This window comes from Veillonella sp. CNR 79/14, from assembly GCF_003992185.1.
GTDB lineage: Bacteria > Bacillota > Negativicutes > Veillonellales > Veillonellaceae > F0422.
Genome location: NZ_RQVH01000015.1, coordinates 15675 through 39816 on the forward strand (window position 1 = coordinate 15675; position 24142 = coordinate 39816).

Below are 24142 nucleotides of genomic sequence, written 5' to 3' on the forward strand. Positions count from 1 at the left end.
AGGACTGATATCTCAAAGATATCAGTCCTTTTTGTGTATTATAGATGAGCTTCTACAGCTGCTTTTAATTCTTCTAATGGAATGAAACCGATTTTGCGATCTACGATTTCACCATTTTTGAAGATAGCAAAAGTAGGAAGAATTTCAATTTTGAAGAATTGTGCCAATTCAGGTTGTTCATCAGTGTTTACTTTTGTTAATGTCACTTTGTCGCCTAAGGCAGCTGCCAATTCATCATATACTGGCATCATGCGAACACAGTATCCACACCATGGTGCCCAGAAATCTACAACAGTTACTTTATCATTTGTTGCTACTACTTCTTTAAAATTTGCAGATGTTACATCAATAATTGCGCTCATATAAGCCTCCTATTAAATTTGAATCAATACACAGTCTTGAATCACTTCAAGACCTAATTCAGTTGCCTTTTTCACTACTGCCGGTTTATCCGCACCTGGTTGTAGCCAAACGGTCTTAACCCCTAACTCTTTACAACTATCTAGAGCTTCTAAACCAACTTTTTCTGGCACAACAAAGTCGACTACAGTAGGTACTACTGGCAACTCATGCAAGCTTGGATAGCATTGTACGCCATCGATAGATGTAATATTAGGATTCACTGGATACACTGTATATCCTTTATTGACAAGATGTTTGAAAATCTTATATCCGAACTTATCGGTTCTTGTTGTGGCACCTAAAACGGCCCACGTTTTTTCTTGGATCGCTGTTTCCATTGACATACGTATCACCTCGTTACTGTACTATCATACCATAATATCGAAATTTGTCAATTTAATTGTATCTTGTTTTAATAGTTTCTTTGGAATTGTAATCTCCAATAGTTCTGAAAGCCCTATGTGACCGCTAAGAGGTAAGTCCCCCTTTGTGAGTAATCCTGTTTCTAATGCAAACCATGCCCACAATCTCTCTGGTGTAGCCCCTTGGTTCTGCAGATCACGTATGGTTATACTTTGTTGCCGTTTAGACAGACGATACCCTTCTGCATCCACTAGCATAGGGGCATGACCATATTGCAAAGAAGGAAACCCCAAGGCTTGGGCCAGCGCAATTTGATGACCCGTCACAGGCAGTAAATCATTACCACGAACTACTTCTGTGACACCCATTTCATAATCATCAATGACCACCGCCAAATGATAGGCAATCATTCCATCCCATCGCTTTAACACGATATCATCATTACAAGATTGGATTTCATAATCTATCGTGCCTCGATATATGTCCAGAAAGGATCCTTTTATATTCTCCATATGAAATCGCCAAGAAGGTGGTCTTTCACCTATAGTCGGCTCATGGGTTAAACAATATCCATCGTACACATGATTGGCTTCACCTTGATGAGGAGCGCTACTGATTTCCTGTAAGCGCGCTCGATTACAATAACACGGATATAACCGTTTTTGGCTATGTAATTCTTGTAAATATCTCTCGTATATATCCAAACGTTCGGATTGATACGTAGGTGCTTCGTCCCAAGTAAAACCAAGCCAAGATAAATCTTCTAGTATATGTTCTGCATAGATTGGTTTAGACCGTTGTGTATCTACATCTTCTATGCGCACTATATATTCACCATCTTGATGCCGTGCAGACCAATAGGACAAAAATGCTACCCACAAATTCCCTACATGCATATGGCCTGTAGGACTGGGTGCAAAACGACCTTTCATAGAAACCTCCTAGGCCTCTTCGCTAAGGTGTTCCCACCTCTCATAGAGAGCCTCTAACTGTGATGTTGTATTGGCTAACTCTTGAGACAATCGTTCATATTCTGATATATCTCCTTGTATAGATGGGTCCTGTAGCTGTACCGTATACATTTTAACTGTCGCCTCATACCTTGCAATATCTGATTCTACTTTGGCTAATTCCTTTTCCAGCATAAAAGAATTCGTTTTCTTTTTAGGGGCTGTCACTGCTTCTGAATAGCTAGTATCTTGTTCCTCTGTTATAGCAGCCTCAGATATACCTTTATGTATCTCACCATTAGAATCAGTACTCACTGCTGTACCTCCAGCATTGTCGGCCTTTCCTGCTGTATTGCTGGACATATTGTTGCGTTTCATCTGCTCAACTTCTAATCGTTGGGCTGCTAACACTGATCGTTCCAACATTTTTTCTTTATAATACGAATAATTGCCATGAAACTCTTCAATGCCACCATTATCTAAGACCACAATGCGTTTTGCCACAGCATCCAACAAATATCTGTCATGGGAAATAATGAGCAATGTGCCCTCAAACTGTTGTAAGGCTTGCTCCACTGTTTCTCGTGTAGGGATGTCTAAATGATTTGTCGGTTCGTCAAGGATTAAGAAGTTACGGCCTTCTAAAAATAACTGTAATAAAGCTACCCTAGCACGTTCTCCACCAGATAAATCTCCTATTAACTTGAATACATCATCACCTCTAAATCGAAAGGCACCTAATACGCTACGAGCAGATTCTTCTGACATATCATAAGGAGCCATGATCTCTTGTAACACAGACCAACTAGGGTGTAATTCTTCATGTTCTTGCGAGAAATATCCTGTCTGTACACGATTTCCAGTTGTAATCGATCCATCCAGTGTATTAAGTTCCCCCATAATTGTTTTTACAAAAGTCGATTTTCCAGCTCCATTCGCACCAATTAAGCCTACCACATCTCCTCGACGTAAGGTCGTTGTAATATGTGTAGCCACTGGATGTTCTACATCATATCCAATGGACACATCTTCCACCATCAACACTCTGTCTGCACTCATTTCTGCCTTAGGAAAGGTAAAAGCAAACTCTCTATCTTGGTCTGGTGCCTCTAATCTTTCTAGTCTATCTAACTGTGATTGACGACCACGAGCCATTTTAGATTTTATGCCTGCTCGATATTTGTCAATATATTCTTCCGTTTTACGAATGTGTTCCTGTTGCTTTTCATACGCACGTTGATACGCCACTCGTTGCTGCTCTCGTTGTTTCAAGAACTGGCTATAATTACCTTTATAGGTATGCACTTTATGATGAGATAATTCTACCACTTCTGTCGCCACTTGATCTAAGAAATATCGGTCATGACTGATGATGACAATGCCACCTTTATAGGATTTTAAATATCCCTCTAACCACTCTAACATTGGCATATCTAGATGGTTAGTAGGCTCATCAAGAAATAAAAAATCAGGACGACGCACCAAGGCTTTCGCCAAGTTAATACGCGTTTTTTGTCCCCCAGAAAATTCACTGGCTTTCTTCTTTAAATCTTCGTCACTAAATCCTAACCCATAAGCAATACGTTGGCTTTGTTTTTCATAATCATAGCCACCAAGCCATTCTAATCGCTCTTGTAAATAGGATAAACGACGCAAGTCCTGTTCTGTGGCATCTCGATTTTCTAATTCTGTCGTTAACGCTTCTAACTGGGATTCTAAGTGCTGTACATCAGCCCAAGCCGTTTGAATTTCTTCTTCTAAACTAGCATCACCTAAATTTACATCTTGCTGTAAATAGCCTATAGTGATACTACTGTCTTTCACAATGATCCCCGCATCATGTTCTTCTATGCCTAGTATGCATTTCATCAACGTCGATTTACCTGCCCCATTCGGGCCAACTAAAGCGAGACGTTCTCCTTGTCGTATGGTAAAAGATACATTAGAGAAAATTTCTCGTATCCCAAAGGATTTCCCTAGTTTTTCTATTCGGATCTGTTCCAAAATACTTCCCCTATCCTATTTTTATTCCTTATACAAAAGTATTACCAATACATAGTATCTAAAAAATATACCATTTATCTTAGTAAATAGTATAGGTAGTTTATAAACTAAGTAATACTTCTTGTAAATGATTCGTCAAAGCTTGTTCAAATTTATCTATCGTAGTTGCGTCCAAGTCATGTGTAATTCCTGGATAGCCTTGTTGTCTAGTTTCACCAAAAAATTCATCGCGGAATGTATTATAAAATAAGACGACTCCTGTTTCCTCATTATCTTTGATATAGGTGCCAATAATATAGGAACCATTAATCATGTCTAATGCAGTATGAGGAGTCACATCTAAATGATATTCTGCGATTGTTTGTGGCAATGCCTCTGTATAATTCCACTGATGTATACCTTTTTTCTTGTATTCGTACACAAATCCTTCTTGTGGCGCCATAAATCGTGTCATCATAGATGCTTTATAGTTGGCCTTTAGGTTCTCCATAAATGGGGTTAAAGACTCACGTATAAAAGCAATGTCTACAAACTCTACTAAAGGTATTGTAATACGTACCATATAATCCCCTACTTCCGTATCATAGAGAGCTGACCAACGCCAATTTCTATCATTTGTATAATAAAAGATACTATATACAGTAGATGATAAGGCTTTTTGTTCCACCACTAAGTGAAAGTCTCCAATAGTGGATTCTAACCATGATAAATCGAGGGTTTCACATTCTTTTATGATTGTATCCATGGACTCTTTCCTTATCGTAGTTGACTATATAATGCTTGATACTGTGATTCATGCGCTATCACGCGTTTCACGTAATCTTTTGTTTCTGGAAATGGTATTTTGTCTATATCATCAAAATTATCATCCCAGCCATAGGTCTGCATCCATTCCTCCACATGACCACGTCCTGCATTGTACGCTGCTAAGGCTAAGATTTCGTTACCTTTAAATTCTTCTAATAAATATGATAAATACCAAGTCCCTAATTGTATATTCGTGTTCGGTTCCTTAATATCTTGGTCAGATAGGCTAGACTGATTTAATTGTTCTCCAATCCAGTGCGCTGTTTCTGGCATTAACTGCATCAATCCAATAGCCCCTGGTAAAGATTTTGCATTCGTATCAAATTTACTTTCCGTATAGATAACAGCCGCAACCATAGATGGTCTTACATGGTAAGTAGATGCATTTTTCATTACCGCGCTTTCATATACCAACGGATACGCATACTGTCTAGCTAAATAGGGTTGTCCATATTGCACATAGTAGGCCGTAAGAACAACGATTAGCCAAGCAAATGCTGTGGATACCCTCATAGTTCCTCCTTCTGAAAGTGAATTTTCGCTGTTTTCCACAATTTTCGTAATTGTTTTTCTAACTGTTTCATAGTCCCTGAATTATCAATAACTACTGTGCTCAATGCACGCTTTTCATCTAAACTCATTTGGCTGTGGATTCTATCTAATGCTTCTTGTTCAGAATAACTATTGCGTTTCATCAGCCGTTCTAACTGAGTAGCAGGATTCACATAGACCAACCAAATTTCATCCATACGTGCATACCAATCTGTTTCAAACATCAATGGTATATCATAGATAATAGCCTGCTTTCCTTTTGCTTCCCATTCTTCTGTCAATTCTTGTATACGATGTCTAATATGGGGTTGCAGTATAGAATTTATGGTCTCCAAGGCTTCTGGATCAGAAAATACTAGGCTACCAATATAGGCACGATGTAACGTACCATCTTCTAGCACTGTATTAGGTCCAAAGGCCTCTACCAATTCCTGCAAACCTGGTGTCCCCGGCTCTACTACTTCTCTAGCCACTACATCTGCATCAATATAGGGAACACCTTTTTTTTGTAACCATCGTAACACTGTACTTTTACCAGAAGCAATGCCTCCTGTGAGTCCGATTTTATACATATTTACACCCCACATTTGATTCTAGTCATACTCAACTATTATTATACACAAGCTATTCCATAAAAATTGTAAAAGCCTACTATTTTACATCTGCCCAGTTCTGTGCACTGTGCACATCTACCTGCAATGGCACTCGTAATGTCACTACTTGTTCCATACAATTACGCAACAGAGTTTCTACTTGCTCTTGTTCCGATTCTACTACTTCTAGCACTAGTTCATCATGTACCTGTAATAAAATACGAGATTGTAAGCCTTGCTCTTCTAGCGCTTGTTCTACTTGGTTCATGGCTAACTTAATAATGTCTGCCGCTGTCCCTTGAATTGGCGTATTCATAGCTGTACGCTCTGCAAAGGAACGACGATTAAAGTTACGGCTATTAATATCAGGCAATGGGCGAACACGGCCAAACATAGTGCGTACAGATCCAGTTTCATGGGCTTCTTGCACCATGCGGTCCATGTACCCTTTAATTTGTGGATAACGACTGAAATATAACTCAATATATTCTTTTGCTTCTGCTCTCGTAATACCTAAGTCACGAGACAAGCCAAAGTCACTAATACCATAAATAATACCGAAGTTGATAGCTTTTGCATGGGAACGTTCTAGTGGCGTTACTTCTTCTAAGGATTTACCTAATACTTCTGCTGCTGTAAAACGGTGAATATCTTCACCATTTTGGAATGCTTGAATTAAGGCAGGATCCTCTGACAAGTGCGCCAAAATACGTAATTCTATCTGAGAATAATCGGCACTAATGAACATATCATATCCATCATGAGGTTTAAATAAAGCTCGAATTTCTCGGCCTTTTTCACTGCGTACAGGAATATTTTGCAAATTCGGATCGGAACTACTTAAACGACCAGTAGCTGTTACCATTTGATTAAAAGAAGTATGAATCCGATTAGTATGAGGATTTACAAGTCCTTCAAACCTTTCTAAGTAGGTAGATACCAATTTTACTACTGAACGATAGGCCAAAATTTGTTCTACAATTTCATGGTCATTTCTGAGCATGTCTAGGACTTCAGCATCCGTAGAATAACCAGTTTTTGTTTTCTTAATCACTGGCAATTGTAATTTTTCAAACAAGATAACACCTAATTGTTTTGGCGAATTAATGTTGAAAGTTTCTCCAGCCAATGTAAATATCTTTTCTTGTAGTTCACTAACCTCTACTTTGAAGCGTTCCAATGTAGTGTGTAATTGGTCTACATCCATGTAAATACCATTTTTTTCTAGTACACATAGAGTACGTAATAATGGCAATTCAATATCTCGATATAAGTCCCACACACCTGCTACTTCCATCTCTTCCGTAGCCTTCTCGTGCATATGGTATAAAGCTTGTGCTTGTAGAGCCCACTCTGTTTCATTTTCCGTAGCAGGAATGGAAGGTTGTCCAAAACGTTCGCATAAATAGGTCATACCATAGTTTGCTCGTGTAGGATCAAGTAAATACGCCATTAATGTAAGATCTTTGATATGAACAGTTTCTTCTTTCAAAATTGAAATACGACCTGTTGTTTCAGTACCTAACACTTCAAATAACAATTTTGCATTATCTGTAACCAGTTCCTTAGCCCCTTGAAAGACTGTTTCTAAATGCCCTACATCTACAAATCCATTCACAACTAATTGGGTATCCCCATTATATAGATATAAGGCTTCTATCGTCCTAAATGGATGTGTTCCCGCTTCTTTCAAGACAAGGCTAATCACTTTATCTTCGTAAAATTCTCGTGGTACTTCTGTGACATGAGTTAATTCAATTTCTTCCGCTGGTGGAGCTAAGAATTGATCGAATAAAGTCCCTTCTTCTGCCACACCCATAGCCTTTAGTAATCTTGGTGTTACTGCGTGAAAACCTAACTTTTCAAATAAAGGTGTCACTTCACCACGATGTACAGTAGGAACAAATTGCTCTAGTTCATAAGGCATATCCATATCTGTTTTGATGGTAGCTAGTTGATGCGAAATGAACGCTAAGTCTTTATTGTCTACTAATCGTTCTTTCAGTTTTCCCTTTTGTTCCTCAATATGCTCATATACACCTTCTAGAGTACCATATTGATTCAATAGTTTAAGGGCTGTTTTTTCACCAACACCAGGCACACCTGGAATATTATCTGAAGAATCTCCCATAAGAGATTTCATTTCAATAACCATTTGAGGTCCATACCCATACAGTTCTTCCATATTAGCCATAGTCACATGAAGCATATCAGTGATGCCTTTTTTCGTTAAAAACACACTGGTATACTCATCGACTAGTTGCAGGTTGTCTCTATCGCCAGTAATGATATGAACAGCAAGGTCTGACGAGCCCCATTTTTTACTCAACGAGCCAATGATATCATCGCCTTCAAATCCTTCTTCTTCAATGACAATGATACCTAAGGATTCTAAGACTTCACGGATCAAGCTAAATTGTGGGCGCAATTCATCTGGTGCACTTTGACGAGTTCCTTTATAGTCTTCGTAAATATCCATACGGAATGTTTGTTTACCTTTATCAAAGGCAACTGCGATATAATCTGGATTGATTTCCTCATACAGTTTTGTAAGCATTGTTAAGAATCCATACACCGCATTAGTAGGAACTCCTAGAGCATTTTGCAGTGGTGGAAGCGCAAAAAATGCACGATATAATAAACTACTGCCATCTATAACCATTAATTTTTTCATATAAACATCTCCTATTAATAGATTTATGTATCCTTAATTATATCATATTTCCTGCTCTCATGAGTGATGAAAATATAGGTTATTCCTGTATGAACCCTTGCTATATAAGCCAATATTCCTTAGAGTAAATATAAAAATAGTTGCAAAACTGTACGCCCTATGATATACTACTTTAGTAATAATACAGTAAATCACAAGGAGGTGACTCAATTGCCAAATATTAAATCCAGTATTAGAAGCGTAAAAACGGATGCTGAACGTCGTGCGAAAAATTCTGCTGTAAAATCTCAAATTCGTACAGCTACTCGTAAGACTGTAGAAGCTGCTCAAGCAGGCGCTGTAGAAGAAGCTAAAAAAGCACTAGTTCATGCTACAAGCGTAATTGATAAAGCAGCCTCCAAAGGCGTTCTTCATAAAAATACTGCAGCTCGCAAAAAATCCAATTTAGCAGCTAAAGTAAATGCTCTATAATGAACTCTAAAAGAGGGTTAACAAGGAGAAATACTATTTCTCTTAGTTAACCCTCTTTTTTATATATCACCTCTATGTTCTAGAATCACCGTAAGATACTAGTATGTATGCATGTATCTACTGATTCTAGTATTCCTCTATAAAAATTATCAAGGCAATTATAACAAAAGGAGCTACTTTCATAGCTCCCCTCGTCGTATTCGTTCAAGCTTTTCCGCCACATCCCCATCAATATGTGCACCTAATTCATTACGTTGTAATGTCATAGCATCACGTTGATGATAACCTGTATATCGTTTTCGTTCTTCTTGTTTAGCTAAGTCTATTTGATGACGTAATTCACGTGCTGATATGCGTAATCCTCCAAATCCTAAAATTTGGTTTTGTTCTTCCCCATCACTTGTTACTACATAGATTGTTTTATATTGACCCTTTTTACTAAAGACTTCACGCTCAATATAAGCATCTGCCGTCTCATGGGTACCTGTAAAGACTTCAATAAAATCTGCAGATATACGTTGTTCATCTGCTGTAAAAGGTGCGTGCTTACCATCAAATACAAGAATAATTTTATATCCCTTATAGGTCCCATAATTGAGTAATCTATGACGTAATTCTAATCGGGCATGTTCTAAAGACTCCTTACTGAGTGATTTCAAGTCAGCCCAATCAAAAATAACATTATACCCATCTACAATTAAAATATCTTTTTTCATAGTATACCTATTATCGTTGACGTCTCGCTTCATATAAAAGGACCGCTGCTGCTACCGATGCATTTAATGAGTTAATGGTTCCAAACATAGGAATCGTTACCAATACATCACACAATTCCTTTGTCAATCGACTTAGACCTTTTCCCTCATTACCAATGACCAATACAATAGGACCTGTCATATTGACATCATACATCACAGTCCCATCCATATGAGCACCCATCACCCAGAATCCTTGACTTTTTAATTGCTCAATGGTCTGTGCTACATTACCAATTTGCACCAAAGGAATCGATTCTACAGCCCCTGCAGAGGTTTTACTTACCGTCGCATTAATAGGCGCATTATGACGTTTGGGAATCAATACAGCCGTAGCACCAACACACTCTGCCGTACGAATGATGGCCCCCATATTATGAGGATCTTCCACACCATCCGTTAAAATCAACAACGGATGCTCTTCCGTACACTTGAGCAATACATCTTGCAGCTCTTGAAACTTCACCGCATTCACCAAGGCTACCACACCTTGATTCGGCACGTCACTAGGATACTTCTGTAAATCCCGTTCCTTCACGCGACGAACCTCAATACCCTTAGACTTTGCCAAGCCCAATATCTCCGAAAGAGAGCCACCTTGCTTACCTTCTGCCACTAAAATACGATGAATCCCACGATCCGACTTCAGCGCCTCACGCACAGCATTACGACCTACAATAAACGTATCCATGAAAACCTCAAACCTTCCCAACAGTAATACGACCTATATTAGTTAAGCTATTACCATTACATAGCATCTATGTCATATCATCAGAATCTATAAAAACTAGCTACTACTAGCTATTACTCTATTATACCATTAAAAGAGGACAACCCCAACATAACACATGAGCGCCCCCCTGAAACGTTGTCATCCTATATACTTTTAAAGAAATACGCCATAGACTTCCATGAAGATATATTGTATTTGCTATAAGAAGTCTGTGGCTTTTTGATGATTAGCCGAAAACCTAGAAGAACGCCACATGTTCCGGAGCAAACCTACCGTAGGATCAGTTTGTGGAGGAATGTGTGGCGCACTTCCCTCTCCTCTGAGCACCATCCGCTGAAACGTTATCACTGCCACTAGCATATAATGAAAAAGTGCGATACATTCTATACGATGTCACGTTCAATTTTTTCTAATCTAGAAAACACAAGAAGAGCACGGTATGCCCCCGAACAAACATTATGAAATACCGTTTGAGAGGGGGTATGCCGTGCTCTTCCCTTTCCTCTAAGCGACACCCGCTGAAACGTTGTCAGAGCCAGTCTATAGTAAAAAGCGCGACATGTTCCAGAACAAACCTACCGTAGGATCAGTTTGTGGAGGAATATGTCGCGATTTTTACTTTATAAATGTGACAACGTTTCAGAAAAAGCGAATTCCATGAGAGTAGTAAGTCTCTCTTCATCCCCCTTGCGATAGGTATACCCCAACAACGCCTCAAAGGCTGTACTCATGCGGTATTCCTGTACACTGGCACTTTTCGGTACATGCACATTACTATTGCGAGCCCGTTTTGCCACTAATAACTCTTCCTCTGTCAGAGTTGGCTCTAATGCCTGTAATACTTTCGCCTGTGCTTTTGCATTGATAAATGACGTCACTACATCATGAAGTATTTGTGTTTTTGTAATGCCCGTTTCTACTACACGATTTCTGATAAATAAAGTATATACACCATCTCCAATATAAGCAAGCATAAGAGAGTCCTCTAAAGGACCCTCTCCATTTGCTTCTACTTTCACTGAAGATTTTAATTTATCAATCGCCATAGATCGTAGCTGTTTGTATCGATTAAAGTTCACGTTTTTTCCACCGTGCCCCTTGTGGGGAATCTTCGATGACAATTCCAATATTGGCCAATTCATCACGAATGGAGTCTGCAATGCCCCATTGTTTTTGATCACGAGCACATTGACGAATATTCAAGATGACTTCCATTAATTGATTATATTCTTCATTACTAGTTTCTTGACCTTTCCAGCCCTCTTCTAATAAACCTAGAATATCTAACATCATTTTAAAGATTTCTTTAACTTCACCAATAGTACTATGGCATACAGTGCCATCACAGCTTTGAACAGATTGGTAATAGATGTTAATTTCTTTTGCCAAACCATAGATTGGTGCTGTTGCTAACGCTGTATTGAAATCATCGCTCATAGCTGCTTCAAACTCTTCTTTATAGTTACGAGCATTTTTCAATAATTCTGCTGCTTCCAGTTCACACAATCCTTCTGGACGACTTTCTAAGTACAGTAAGTTGTCAATCACGGTTTGGAATCGTTCAATAGCCTTAGTCGCTTCATCTAAGCGTTCATCACTGAAGTCCAATGGACTACGATAATGTGTGCTCAACAAGAAGAAACGTAATGCATCTGCACTATATTGTTCTAAAATATCTTTCACCAAGAAGAAATTGTTCAAGGATTTACTCATTTTTTCTTGATTAATCGTAATGAAACCATTATGCACCCAATAACGTACAGCTGGATGGTGTTCAGAGCATCCTTCAGATTGGGCAATTTCATTTTCATGATGAGGGAAGATTAAGTCAGATCCACCGCCATGGAAGTCAAATTCTTCGCCCAAATATTTTTGACTCATAGCAGAACATTCAATGTGCCAACCTGGTCGGCCTTGCCCCCAAGGGCTTTCCCAGAATGGTTCGCCTGGTTTTGCCGCTTTCCATAAAGCAAAGTCCATTGGATTTTCCTTACGGTCATCTACATCTACACGAGCACCAGCTTCCATATCGTCTAAAGTACGACCAGATAGCTTACCATAATGCTCAAATTTCTCTACACGATAGTACACATCACCATCTACTGCATAGGCATAGCCATTGTCGATTAATGTAGTGATCATGGAAATAATTTCTTCCATATGCGTAGACACACGAGGATATACATCGGCACGACGCACATGTAATGCATCCATTACATCATAGTAGGCATCAATATAGCGATCAGAGATTACATTCCATGCTACCCCTTCACCATTAGACGTATTAATGATTTTATCATCCACATCTGTAAAGTTTTGTATATATGTTACTTTATAGCCTACATGGCTCAAATAACGACGAATGGTGTCCCAAGTTACAAAAGGACGTGCATTACCAATATGAGGATGATTATATGGTGTTACACCGCATACGTAGATGCTAACTTCCCCTTCTTTCACAGGTTGGAATACTGATTTTTCACGAGTCATCGTGTTGAAAACGGTCAGTTCTCTCATTAGAAATAGCCTCCTTGTATGCACTTAGCCTAGACGGCGAAGTACTTTTTCTTTGCCAAATAAGGTAATAATATAATTCAAATCAGGACCGTGCATTTGACCTGTGGTAGCAATGCGAATTGGCATAAATACAAATTTGCCTTTTAATCCTGTTTCTTTCATAATCGCTTTGATTGCTGCTTTGACAGCATCTGGGGTAATCTCATCCATAGCTTCAATTTTTTCTTTAAAAGTCCCAATTACTGTTGGATAGGATTCTTCTGCTTTCACAGCTGCAATCTCTTCTGCATGTTCTGCATCTTCTAGGATATCATCTTGGAAGAACATATTTACTTCATCTACGATTTGAGCACCATAACTAATATGGTCTTTCACGCAAGTACAAAGCATTGTGAGCCATGCTTGTTCCTCTGTAGACGGACTTTCACTAGCGTAGCCAGCTTTTACCAAATGAGGTAAACATAATTCATATAATGCATCTGGTGTCAATTGTTTCATATAATTGAAATTAATATAATTTAATTTATCAATATCAAAGACAGCTGGATTTTTTGCCACTCGATCCATAGAGAATTTTTGACACAACTCTTCCTTAGTGAATAGTTCTTCCTCACCTTCAGGAGCCCAGCCTAGTAAGGCTAAGAAGTTCACAATCGCTTCTGGTAAGTATCCCAACTCACGGTATTGTTCAACAGAGGTAGCACCATGTCGTTTACTCATTTTTTTGCCATCTTTGCCCATAATCAAGGAAATATGACCAAATGTTGGTACATCCCAGCCCAAAGCTTTATAGATCACGATTTGACGTGGTGTGTTAGATAAATGTTCTTCCGCACGGATAACATGAGAAATACCCATTGTGTGATCGTCTACCACAACGGCATAGTTATAGACAGGAATTCCATCGGATTTAACAATAACGAAATCTCCAATACCATTAGACTCAAAGGATACATGACCACGAACCATATCATCAAAAGCTACTGTTTCATGCAACGGAACACGTAAACGGATGGTTGGTTTACGTCCTTCTGCTTTGTAGGCAGCTTTTTGTTCTTCCGTTAAATGATGACAATGACCATTATATTTTGGAGTTTCACCACGACCTAATTGCTCTTCCCGAACGGAATCTAATTCTTCTTGGGAACAATAACATTCGTAAGCATGACCAGATTCTAACAATTGTTGTGTTACTTTTTCGTAAATATCTAAACGTTCTGTTTGGCGATATGGACCATGTTCGCCCCCTACGTCAACACCTTCATCCCAGTCCATACCAAGCCATTTAAGAGCAGCCTTAATGTTTTCTTCGCTTTCACGAGTAGAACGAGCTTGGTCAGTATCTTCCACGCGCAATAAGAATGTACCTTGCTCCTTGCGAGCTAATAAATAGTTAAATAATGCGGAACGAGCTCCACCAATATGAAATGGACCGGTTGGACTCGGTGCAAAACGAACTTTCATGAGTTATAACTCCTCTCTTTCATACATTGAAACAACAGCTTGTGCGGCTATACCTTCTGTTCTTCCCAAGGCACCTAACCCTTCATTTGTCGTTGCTTTAATACTAATTCTACTAAGAGGGATACCTAAATCCACACTTAGATTTTCTTTCATTTTTTCAATATGAGGTTTCAATTTTGGAGCTTCTGCAATGACCATGATATCTGCATTGTAGATTCCAAAATTTGAGTCCTTTAATAATTGTACCACTTTTTCTAATAATAGCCTACTAGAAATCCCTTTGAAAGCATCATCTTCTGGAGGAAAATAATAGCCAATGTCTCGCATACCTGCAGCCCCTAGCATAGCATCCATAAGGGCATGAATCAACACATCCGCATCAGAATGCCCATCAGGACCAATAGGGCTATCGATAGTTACCCCTCCTAATACACAAGGTCGTCCCTCTTTGAAACGGTGGATATCATAACCATAACCAATACGCATCATTGATTCTACTCCTAAATACTTCTTAGCAATTGCCACATCTTCAGGGACTGTTAATTTAATATTTTTTCTATCCCCTTCCACAATGTGCACTGGATTTCCTTGAAACTCTACTAAAGACACATCATCGGTTCCTTTATATCTGTGTTCTTCCGCATATACATAAGCATCTAATAAAATAGCAGTTTGAAACCCTTGTGGCGTTTGCATTCCATATAATTCAGAACGTACTAATGTTTCTTCTACATATCCCTCTGCATTCACACGTTTTATCGTATCTACTACAGGAATGGCTGGCACTGCAGCTCCATATACTTTAGCCCCCTCAACCACTCGATGAGCTAACTCCTTGTTCGCCAATGGTCTTGCACCATCATGCACTAATACAATCTCTGCTCCATTCGATACTTGTGAAAGTCCAGCGGCTACAGAGTCTTGTCGTTCTGCACCGCCAATAACATATTGTACCATCCACGGTACCTGCATAGCTTCTACTTGTTCTTGAATCGAGAGTTGATCTTCTTCCGATACAACCACAATGACTTCTTCCAAGCCTTCCCATTGTTTCATGTGATGTAAATTCCATTGTAACACTGTATACTGTCCCAACGGCATACACACTTTATTCTCTGTATAGCCCATTCGGCGTCCTGCACCTGCCGCTAATAAGATACAACTAATCATGGTACTCCCTTTCTAGGAATTTGATTCCTCTACACGGGCAAAAATCATTCGTCCCGCACTGGTTTGTAATACAGAGGTAACTACTACATTTACTGTTTGATCCACATAGTCTACACCATTTTCCACAACAATCATAGTACCGTCATCTAAATAGGCAACTCCTTGATGTGGTTCTTTACCAACTTTCATAATACGTACTAGTAAGGTTTCACCACTCGTCATTTTGGGCTTAATAGCATTTGCTAGATCATTTAGGTTCAACACCCCAACTCCTTGTAATGTAGCTACTTTATTCAGGTTAAAATCATTAGTTATGAGCTTCCAATGTTTATCCATACTAAGGCGAATCAATTTCAAATCTACTTCTGACAGATCTTCATAATCAACATCTATGATTTCCATAGATTCTGTTAATTTTTCACGCATTGTCTGTAGTAAGTCTAACCCTCGTCTGCCTTTATTACGTTTCAAAGTATCCGCAGAATCAGACAATTTTTGTAATTCTTCTAGTACAAATACAGGCACTATGAAAGGACCTTCCAAAAATCCTGTATTCACAATATCTAAAATTCGGCCATCAATGACAACCGATGTATCTAAAACCTTAGCAGAACAAGTTCGGATTTCTTTTACTTTAGATTCTTTAGGTGATCTACCCTTATTGAGCAATCCTCTAAACGTATAAGATACCATAGCTTTATATAAGTCTGGCCCTTTATCCATCCCCAAACGAATCCCTATATATCCCAATACAGCACTGAGCGCGATAGGTAAGTATGAGCCAATAATTGGTACACGCTCAAAAGCCATACCAATTAAATTAGCAATAATGAGTCCAAATAATAATCCTATCGTGCCAGCTACTAGTTGTTGACTAGGAACTCGACTTAAAATACGTTCAATTTGTTTTGCTACTCTTAATCCTATACGCAAAATATACTGGGACACTAAATAGCCGATAAAAGCTGCCAGTAAGATACTTATAGTATAGTACAATATCATCACTGCAGAGATTCCAAATACACCCATTTGCAGCATCTTTTCATCCCATATAGATACCATAAGTGTTGATAGTGCATCTGCTCCGACGTACCCCATACTGCCAAATAAAATAGCAATAGCATAGCGCAATAATTTATAGATCATATGGTCACCTCCTCTTTTTTTAGTATACTAGCCCTACGTGTAATTTTAATGAATACTTGATAGTAAAGACTCTGCACATAGGGTTAGAAAATACTTTTCATCACTTCTTGAATACTAGTCACCCCTTGTATGGAGATACCTTCTTGTATTCCTTTCAACTGTTTTACATTCCCAGCAGGAATCACAAATTGTTTAAACCCTAATTTCTTGGCTTCTGCAATTCGGTGTTCTATTCTTGGAATACTACGAATATTCCCTGTCAATCCTACTTCGCCTAATATCACCATATCTGGAGGTACAGGCTTATTTTTTAAGTTAGAAATTATGGCTACTGCCATGGCTAGGTCACAAGCAGGTTCATTAATTTTTAAGCCCCCAATAATAGTAACATACACATCTTTGTTACCTAAGGTAAAGCCACAGCGTTTTTCTAATACTGCTAGTAGTAAAATCAGCTTATTTAAATCATACCCAATAGCCGTTCTTCGTGGCATACCAAAGGCAGTGGATACCACTAAACTCTGCACTTCTACCAAGATAGGTCGTACTCCTTCTAAGTATGCCATTATGGCAGAACCCGTCTCTTCTTCTGATCGCTCTGCTAATAAAGTAGCTGATGGGTTGAGGAGTTCACCTAACCCTTCTTCTTCCATGGTAAATAATCCTGATTCCGATGTAGATCCAAATCGATTTTTAATTCCTCGTAAAATACGAAATTGATAGGACCGTTCTCCTTCAAAATACAATACTACGTCTACCATATGCTCTAACATACGAGGTCCTGCGATAGTACCATCTTTGGTAACATGACCAATGATGATGACTGGAATGTCTTGATCTTTTGCAAAGCGTAACAATCTTGCTGTACATTCACGAACTTGACTGACACTTCCCGGTGCAGATTCTACAGAACCTACATACATAGTTTGGATAGAGTCAATAACAAGTAACATTGGTTGACTTCGTTTAGCTTCATTCAATATGGTATCTAAATTAGTTTCTGCCTGCACTAAGAGATTGGAAGAATTGATACCTAGTCGATGAGCTCTCAGCTTTAACTGCATATCTGATTCTTCTCCAGATGCATATAGGACTTTACCTGACTCTTCTGCAATACGACCAGACACTTGTAACAGTAAGGTAGACTTACCAATACCTGGGTCCCCACCTAGCAAGATTAACGCACCAGGTACAATGCCACCGCCAAGAACACGATCAATTTCTCCATATCCAGATGTAATTCGGGCTATAGCGCCTACCTCAATCTCTGTCAAAGCCTTGGGCTTGTTATCTTCATCTTTTACCGGTCGATAAGACGCTACATGCTTTGTTTTAACTTCCGGTTGCAGTTCTTCCTCCACCGCCGTATTCCAAGCACCACAAGCAGTACAACGACCAAACCATTTCGATGATTCATTTCCACACTCTGAGCAGAAAAAAACTGTTTTCTTTTTAGCCATATATACCCTTTCTTATAAAAATAATGCGCGTCACTGAAAAGAAACGCGCACTACTCTTCGGGTAACACCGTTTATTTCGTACCGAAAATACGATCTCCCGCATCACCAAGACCAGGTAAAATATATCCATGGTCATTTAATTTTTCATCTAATGCAGCTACATAGATGCGTACGTCAGGATGCGCTTTATTCACAACTTCTACACCTTCTGGGGCTGCTACTAGACACATTAATTGAATTTCTTTAGCACCTTTTTCTTTCAATAAAGAAATCGCTGCTGCTGCACTACCACCTGTAGCCAACATTGGATCTGTCACGATAATTCGACGATCAGCCAAATCAGATGGTAATTTGCAATAGTACTCTACTGGTTGCAATGTTTTTGGATCACGATACATACCTACATGACCTACTTTTGCCATTGGCATTAATTCTAACAAACCATTCACCATACCTAAGCCAGCACGAAGGATAGGCACAATACCCAATTTTTTGCCTGCAATTTGTTTACCAATTGCTTTCACCAATGGGGTCTCTACTTCTACATCTTCTAATGGCAAATCACGTGTGATTTCATAGCCCATTAACAAAGCGATTTCTTCTAATAATTGGCGGAAATCTTTTGTCCCAGTATCTACAGATCGAATCAACGTTACTTTATGTTGAATCAAAGGATGTGTCATTACATTTACGTTCATCTTACTTACTTCCTTTTTATTAATTAAGCATACATTGGATATTTTTCACAAAGTGTTGCTACACGTTGTTTAGCCTCTGCTAATACAGCAGTATCTTCTGGCTGTTTTAATACTAAAGAAATGATACTTGCAATTTCTTTCATATCTTCTGCATGTAAACCTCTAGTTGTTAACGCTGGAGTGCCTAGGCGGATACCAGATGTAACAAATGGGCTTTCCGGATCAAATGGAATTGTATTTTTATTACATGTAATACCTACTTCATCTAGTACATGTTCAGCTACTTTACCAGTTAAGCCTACAGTACGTAGGTCTACTAATAATACATGCGTATCGGTACCACCAGATACGATAGTAAAACCTTCTTCTTGTAACGCATCAGCTAATGTTTGGGCATTCACAATGATTTGTTTTGCATATTCCTTAAATTCTGGTTGTAATGCTTCACCAAAAGCAACTGCTTTGGCAGCGATGACATGCATCAATGGACCACCTTGAATACCAGGGAAGATAGATTTATCAATCGCTTTAGCATATTCTTCTTTGCACATAATCATACCACCACGTGGTCCACGCAATGTTTTATGTGTAGTGGTAGTTACAATATCAGCATATTCCACTGGATTTGGATGCAATCCTGCTGCCACTAAGCCAGCAAAGTGTGCCATATCCACCATGAAAATTGCGCCTACTTCATGGGCAATATCTGCCATGGTTTTGAAATCAATTTGACGGGAATAAGCACTGCCACCACCGATAATCATTTTAGGCTTATGCTCTTGCGCAATTTTACGCATTTCCTCATAATCAATGCGACCTGTTTCTGCATCTACGCCATAAGGAATAATATTAAAATACTTACCAGATACATTCACTGGAGATCCATGTGTTAAATGTCCACCATGGGATAAATTCATCCCCATAATAGTGTCGCCTGGCTCTAATAAGGCAAAGTACACGCCAAAGTTTGCTTGAGAGCCAGAATGAGGTTGTACATTCACATGTTCTGCGCCGAATAGTTGTTTCGCTCTTTCAATAGCCAACTCTTCTACCATGTCGACATATTCACATCCACCGTAATAGCGTTTATGTGGATATCCTTCTGCGTATTTATTTGTCAATACGCTACCTTGTGCTTCCATCACAGCTTGAGACACAAAGTTTTCCGATGCAATCATTTCTAATTTATTGCGTTGACGACCCAACTCTAATTCAATCATTTCTTGAACTTTAGGGTCTTGCTGTTTTACATAGCTCATGGTAACCTCCTGTGAAAGAAACATATTAATCTATCCTTTATTATAGTAATAATCACAGCCTTTTGCAAGGTAAATTAGTGAATCACCTAACCGTGCTTAGAAGGCAGTACTCATCTGTATTCCTAGGACTCGATATGGCACTGTAAAACCGTTTGGCACTTGTAACGGGGTGGATAAGAATATATTATAGTTAGCACTTCCATAGTGTCCTTTCATACCAATCGCTCCGCCCCATAACGCTGTACCCAATATATCTTCCGTAGATTTTCCGTATACTTTACCATAATCTAAACCTACATACACTGTATGATTCTGATTTAATGATACATCTAAGGTGTTCCGTACATAGAACCCTCGTTCTGCGGCTAGATTTCTATCGCCGGTAAACCCACGCACCGTATACCATCCACCAATGGTAAAGAACTCACTACTGTAAAGATTACTATTCGTATACTGTCCTTTCGCTTCCATTGTATAGGTTGCTTTCCGGTTCCAAAGAGTCATTGTACGCTGATAGTTCACTTTCCCCGTATATATATGATATTGTGTAGTGGCTTCTCCTAAATGATCAGTAGGACCAGGGCTAGCCCACCAAGGAACACCCTTTTCATATTGCACTAACCAATCTAGACTTCCATTCTTGCTATATCGTTTTTGGTGTATTCCTATAGACCAAGACGTGGTATTTCTCCGTTGCACATCAATTTCACTACCATTGATAAAAGAATGCCTTGTCTTATGCGTAAGACCTTGCACTAATTCTGTAATCTGTTGACTATTCCTGTGCAATACGTGTTTCCATCGTAATTCACTGCTAGTAAAGTTACCGCTAGAAATAAAAGGTTTAATGGCATAGCCAACCCGTTGTTGATAGTCTGAATTAGAATGGCTAAAGGTAATACTATCATATCCAATAGGTATTTGATATGATACATAATTTGATGTACTTGTATTGATGCTATCTGAGTGTCTAGATCTAGTTAAGCTATAGTACAAGGTATCACTACGGTCTAATGGTCTACCTACCGTGATGGACACATTCCCTTGAAAGCGTCCTGTTCCTTCATTACCGAAATTATCAAATCCTGTGGTGACCTCTACTTTAGACCTATTTTCTATCTGAAATACCACTATAGATGTACCTAACTTACTTCCCGGTTGTAACTGTACCGTAGCCTTCTGATGGGGCACTGTATTTAGATTATCTACCGTTTGTTCTATCTTCCTTATATTTAAGATATGCCCCTTATGAAAGGCTATTGCGTTTGTATAATTACCTGCCACGCCCTTAAATTGTATTTCTTCCACGGTTCCTACCAGCAAGGATAAGCGAAGTGTGCCACTTCCTATATTTTGAGGCTCCATATAGACCTTAGAGGTAACGTAACCTCTATCTAGTAATGCTGTATTAAGTTCCTGCAACAAGGTATTAATTGTTTCTACCCCATACGATTGATGTTCTTTCTTAGCCACCATGGTTTGCAGAAAACTAAACTCTGGTGGAACCTGTGAAAGTTCAATATGATGAATTAAAAATTCTGGTGCATAATTGGATAGTAGATTCACCTTTTCAGATACTTTCTCTTCTGTAATAACTGTGAAAGCTGGGGGTGTCTTTTGCTCTACATGAGATATAGAACGCTCCATCTGCTCTAGCAGTTTACCTTGCTCGTCTATAGTATTAGCATGAACACTATGAGAAAGCGCCCCTATACACAAACAAGCAAGGCCTGTAACTATTTTATGATTTGTCAATCCTAGACTCCTTCATATTAAAATTTGGCATACTCATTTTCTGGAACAATAGATGCTATCTTCTCTTCAGACAAGTTAGGACTCTTAATTCCTAATTTTTCATAAGACCAAAGGTCAAAGAGTTCATTGTCATAGGCTTGTTCTGCTAATACATCGTAACCAAAGTTAGTAGAAATATGTCGTTCTTCATCTATCATATAGGAGAACACCGTCCACGGTTCAAGATGACAAGCAATAAATGCATTTCGCATGTAATTCGACCACAGTGCTAGTTGTTCCATTGTAGCATCATAAGTCGCCTTAGAAACCACCTTATGGTCTATCATTTCCTCAAAAGTAAGGTATTCACCATCGACAATGATATACCCTAGTTGACGACATACCGTTCCATCATTCTCTACATATAGGTATATCCGCTGATATGTACCTGGCAAGATAGAATACAAAATATCGTAACTATTTTGAAGATATTGTGGAATCAAATCGTGAATATCTTCCCCTGTAAATTCTATAGCTGGATCTACACTAACCACTTCTTCTTCCTCCTCTTCAATAAACTGAGACATATCTATGTGCATAGTCCCTGTGATACATCCTTCATGGGGTGCTACTGCATGCGTAAGCAGTGGTTCCCCATCTGGGGAGAAATATCTTTTTTCCCAAGCTTCTACTAAAGCTAGCTCATCAGTAAAATTATCTTCTGTGACATTGTCATATACATAAGAGAGTTCACCGGTGGAAACGTCGAAAATGTAGTCAATAGATGTATACATTTTGCTGCAAATACGATGCAACTCATCAATTTCATCAATACTTCCTTTTAATGAGATAATTAACTCTTGATATGTACACATCTTATCATTAGATTGTATATTTCTAATTCGTGTCCAGTTATTATCTATAGTATTAATGTAAAGACTAAGTTTCCAATTTTCATGCAGCCTATCTAAATGAAAGTATAGTTTTTTAGTTTTACTAGGCAAATACCTATTGATATACATAATTTGTTTATAGAGCAAGTTCTCTAGCAAATCAGGTATTTTAAGAGTTTTTGTTCTACGCTGTAATATTCTTTTAGGTTGTAAACTGTACTTATCAATATACTTTTCTGCTTCTATTTCCTCCTCCCTTATAAATCCCTTTGTATTTCCTACCTCTACATATGACCATAAAATATACGGTGTATGTGGATATTCATAGTTACCATACAAATCTTCGCTATATGTATATCTAGAATCTCCATTTTTTCCAATCTCAATATTCAGTATATTAAGAGTGTGCACATTATCCTTATTCTTAAACTTATATACTTTGAGAAAATTATCCACTAACATATTAAAAAATGACCTATCTCCAATACGTTCAGAGGAAAAACAAAATAGCTCTCCCTCCATGATATATGTTCCATCCTCAAAAGTAATTATGTATCTTGGTGCTAAACTTGACCTCCAGCACTGTCCAAAAAAAACTAAACTTTCCCAATTATCTTGTAACAAAATATTTAATCTATCTTTTAGTAAGTCAGTCAACTTAATTGCTACTTCATCTTTCATTTCTTTTACAAACATATATTCATCCTCCATTAGGAAGAAACTGAATAACCTCAGGATTGTCATCTACTTTATATATAACATCAAATCCCGTTGGTCGCTTATTAACTTCTTCGTATTTAACATCAATTGTAACTTCTACTTTTTTACCTTCATTTAATCTTTTATACCAAACCCTTTCTAATTCTCTATATTCTACAGTGTTCACAATTTTATCCATCGCAACTAGATTATCTAACTCTCCTGATCCTCCAAAGATTTTAGCTATTAGATGCCCACCATGGTCACCTGGTAATCGGTCATCACCACCTGCTTTTAATTGATCCCCCTTATTTCTCACGCCATCTTCTAATCGCAATTCACCTTGGGCCGCTTTTATACGCCCCAATTCATCAGTTTGGTAATAATACCCTTTACTCTCATATATAATGTTTTCTTTTAATTGTCTAGCTCCCACTCCTGGTTTATATTGCTCACCATTCCGATAAATATCTGGACTATCAGCTAAGCTTGTTGTGTTTGTATTAGGACTTGCCGTTTCAGTAGTAGATTGTTTAAAGGATACTCATAGATTTCTGCATAACATCTAGGTTTTAACTATTATTTAGAAGTATTGTTTATTTCTCATTCCTCTTCATATATTCTTTAATTAAGGAATTGTTTAGTTCTCGGAGACCTTGTGCCACTTTTTTTCCATCTTTATAAGATAAATGAGATTTTTCTATAGAAGACAAAAATACTTCAATATCTGGTATTCTTTTATACAACATATAAAAAGTATTTATATCTTCATCATCCATTGAATGAAAACTTTTAGTA

General features: G+C 38.3%; 23 protein-coding genes. 1 reads left to right on the plus strand and 22 read right to left on the minus strand.

The window, feature by feature from the left end; all coding sequences use genetic code 11:
- Window positions 1-38 precede the first annotated feature (38 nt).
- The 8 genes from trxA to polA form a co-directional block, all read right to left on the minus strand.
- Window positions 39-362, minus strand: a complete 324-nt coding sequence (gene trxA, locus EO119_RS05945; RefSeq protein ID WP_009354160.1) for a thioredoxin — start codon at window positions 360-362, stop codon at window positions 39-41.
- Between the two features lie 12 nt (window positions 363-374).
- Window positions 375-746 carry a CoA-binding protein gene (locus EO119_RS05950; protein ID WP_062402516.1) on the minus strand — a complete coding sequence of 124 codons (372 nt, stop codon included), beginning with the start codon at window positions 744-746 and terminating at the stop codon, window positions 375-377.
- Window positions 747-770: 24 nt separating this feature from the next.
- On the minus strand, window positions 771-1697 hold the full coding sequence (gluQRS, locus tag EO119_RS05955) for a tRNA glutamyl-Q(34) synthetase GluQRS (protein WP_126941014.1): 927 nt from the start codon (window positions 1695-1697) through the stop codon (window positions 771-773).
- Between the two features lie 9 nt (window positions 1698-1706).
- Complete coding sequence (locus EO119_RS05960; protein WP_126941015.1) at window positions 1707-3719, minus strand: ABC-F family ATP-binding cassette domain-containing protein; 2013 nt, start codon at window positions 3717-3719, stop codon at window positions 1707-1709.
- Window positions 3720-3819: 100 nt separating this feature from the next.
- Window positions 3820-4464, minus strand: a complete 645-nt coding sequence (locus tag EO119_RS05965; RefSeq protein WP_126941016.1) for a hypothetical protein — start codon at window positions 4462-4464, stop codon at window positions 3820-3822.
- A gap of 11 nt (window positions 4465-4475) precedes the next feature.
- Window positions 4476-5039: a lytic transglycosylase domain-containing protein gene (locus EO119_RS05970; protein WP_062402504.1), complete on the minus strand. Its 564-nt coding sequence runs from the start codon at window positions 5037-5039 to the stop codon at window positions 4476-4478.
- Entirely contained in the window at window positions 5036-5650 is a 615-nt protein-coding gene (gene coaE / locus EO119_RS05975; protein ID WP_126941017.1) for a dephospho-CoA kinase, read from the minus strand. The genes EO119_RS05970 and coaE overlap by 4 nt, the downstream gene beginning before the upstream one ends.
- Before the next feature lie 79 nt (window positions 5651-5729).
- Entirely contained in the window at window positions 5730-8345 is a 2616-nt protein-coding gene (polA, locus tag EO119_RS05980; protein WP_126941018.1) for a DNA polymerase I, read from the minus strand.
- Between the two features lie 210 nt (window positions 8346-8555).
- Between polA and rpsT the strand changes: the two genes are divergently transcribed.
- On the plus strand, window positions 8556-8816 hold the full coding sequence (gene rpsT / locus EO119_RS05985; RefSeq protein ID WP_009354152.1) for a 30S ribosomal protein S20: 261 nt from the start codon (window positions 8556-8558) through the stop codon (window positions 8814-8816).
- A 179-nt stretch (window positions 8817-8995) separates the two neighbouring features.
- Here the strand turns inward: rpsT and EO119_RS05990 are convergent, their stop codons facing one another.
- From EO119_RS05990 to EO119_RS08170, 14 genes are all read right to left on the minus strand, one after another.
- Entirely contained in the window at window positions 8996-9532 is a 537-nt protein-coding gene (locus EO119_RS05990; protein WP_126941019.1) for an NYN domain-containing protein, read from the minus strand.
- A 10-nt stretch (window positions 9533-9542) separates the two neighbouring features.
- Window positions 9543-10262 carry a 23S rRNA (guanosine(2251)-2'-O)-methyltransferase RlmB gene (gene rlmB, locus EO119_RS05995; RefSeq protein WP_126941020.1) on the minus strand — a complete coding sequence of 240 codons (720 nt, stop codon included), beginning with the start codon at window positions 10260-10262 and terminating at the stop codon, window positions 9543-9545.
- 662 nt (window positions 10263-10924) lie between these two features.
- Entirely contained in the window at window positions 10925-11383 is a 459-nt protein-coding gene (locus EO119_RS06000) for a Mini-ribonuclease 3 (protein ID WP_164723732.1), read from the minus strand.
- On the minus strand, window positions 11373-12821 hold the full coding sequence (cysS, locus tag EO119_RS06005; RefSeq protein WP_126941021.1) for a cysteine--tRNA ligase: 1449 nt from the start codon (window positions 12819-12821) through the stop codon (window positions 11373-11375). Before cysS ends, EO119_RS06000 begins: the two co-directional genes overlap by 11 nt.
- Window positions 12822-12845: 24 nt before the next feature.
- Window positions 12846-14285, minus strand: a complete 1440-nt coding sequence (gltX, locus tag EO119_RS06010) for a glutamate--tRNA ligase (RefSeq protein ID WP_126941022.1) — start codon at window positions 14283-14285, stop codon at window positions 12846-12848.
- Window positions 14286-14288: 3 nt separating this feature from the next.
- A complete protein-coding gene (ispD, locus tag EO119_RS06015; RefSeq protein WP_009354150.1) occupies window positions 14289-15455 on the minus strand; it encodes a 2-C-methyl-D-erythritol 4-phosphate cytidylyltransferase in 1167 nt (388 codons plus the stop codon).
- A gap of 12 nt (window positions 15456-15467) precedes the next feature.
- Window positions 15468-16601, minus strand: a complete 1134-nt coding sequence (locus EO119_RS06020) for a PIN/TRAM domain-containing protein (protein WP_126941023.1) — start codon at window positions 16599-16601, stop codon at window positions 15468-15470.
- Between the two features lie 83 nt (window positions 16602-16684).
- Entirely contained in the window at window positions 16685-18061 is a 1377-nt protein-coding gene (gene radA, locus EO119_RS06025) for a DNA repair protein RadA (RefSeq protein WP_126941024.1), read from the minus strand.
- A gap of 71 nt (window positions 18062-18132) precedes the next feature.
- Window positions 18133-18759: a uracil phosphoribosyltransferase gene (gene upp / locus EO119_RS06030; protein WP_126941025.1), complete on the minus strand. Its 627-nt coding sequence runs from the start codon at window positions 18757-18759 to the stop codon at window positions 18133-18135.
- Between the two features lie 23 nt (window positions 18760-18782).
- The gene (glyA, locus tag EO119_RS06035) at window positions 18783-20018 is read right to left on the minus strand and encodes a serine hydroxymethyltransferase (RefSeq protein ID WP_126941026.1); all 1236 of its coding nucleotides are present in this window, start codon (window positions 20016-20018) and stop codon (window positions 18783-18785) included.
- 96 nt (window positions 20019-20114) lie between these two features.
- Entirely contained in the window at window positions 20115-21773 is a 1659-nt protein-coding gene (locus EO119_RS06040; RefSeq protein ID WP_126941027.1) for a ShlB/FhaC/HecB family hemolysin secretion/activation protein, read from the minus strand.
- A gap of 17 nt (window positions 21774-21790) precedes the next feature.
- A complete protein-coding gene (locus tag EO119_RS06045) occupies window positions 21791-23341 on the minus strand; it encodes an immunity protein YezG family protein (RefSeq protein WP_164725688.1) in 1551 nt (516 codons plus the stop codon).
- A 4-nt stretch (window positions 23342-23345) separates the two neighbouring features.
- Entirely contained in the window at window positions 23346-23780 is a 435-nt protein-coding gene (locus EO119_RS06050) for a DNA/RNA non-specific endonuclease (RefSeq protein WP_164723734.1), read from the minus strand.
- A gap of 160 nt (window positions 23781-23940) precedes the next feature.
- Window positions 23941-24142 (minus strand): hypothetical protein (locus tag EO119_RS08170; RefSeq protein ID WP_206168796.1); only part of this gene is annotated, 202 nt, incomplete at its 5' end.